Here is a 272-nt window from a genome sequence, read left to right on the forward strand (position 1 = left end):
GTGATAACCGCACTTGCGATGCTTTGCCCGCTGGTGGGCGGCGCGTTGCTCCTGGGTTACCACACAAGCAGCAGGTGCTGAGAACAGGAGGACGCAGATGAGAACTGAAATTCGCGAACTGTCGCCGGCAGAGATCAAGCAGGTGAGCGGTGGGAATCCGTGGGCGGTCGTCACGCTTGTCGGTGCGGTGATGGGAGCGGCCTACAAGGTGGGCAGCGACCTGGCCCACAGGGACAACCTGCAGTGCAAGGCGCCGGGTTAGGCGCGCAACG

Annotated in this window: 1 protein-coding gene; it reads left to right on the forward strand. The window is 63.2% G+C overall.

Features of this window, described 5'->3' with window-relative positions; all coding sequences use genetic code 11:
• The first annotated feature begins 97 nt into the window (after positions 1-97).
• On the forward strand, positions 98-262 hold the full coding sequence (locus SB753_RS37360) for a hypothetical protein (protein WP_410805181.1): 165 nt from the start codon (positions 98-100) through the stop codon (positions 260-262).
• Positions 263-272: the final 10 nt, after the last annotated feature.

It is taken from the genome of Paraburkholderia sp. SIMBA_053, from assembly GCF_046534895.1.
GTDB classification, from domain to species: domain Bacteria; phylum Pseudomonadota; class Gammaproteobacteria; order Burkholderiales; family Burkholderiaceae; genus Paraburkholderia; species Paraburkholderia caledonica.

What these genes read in the sequence shown, in the direction of transcription:
- SB753_RS37360 (WP_410805181.1), top strand. Translation starts at nt 98, where the DNA reads ATGAGAACTGAAATTCGCGAACTGTCGCCGGCAGAGATCAAGCAGGTG.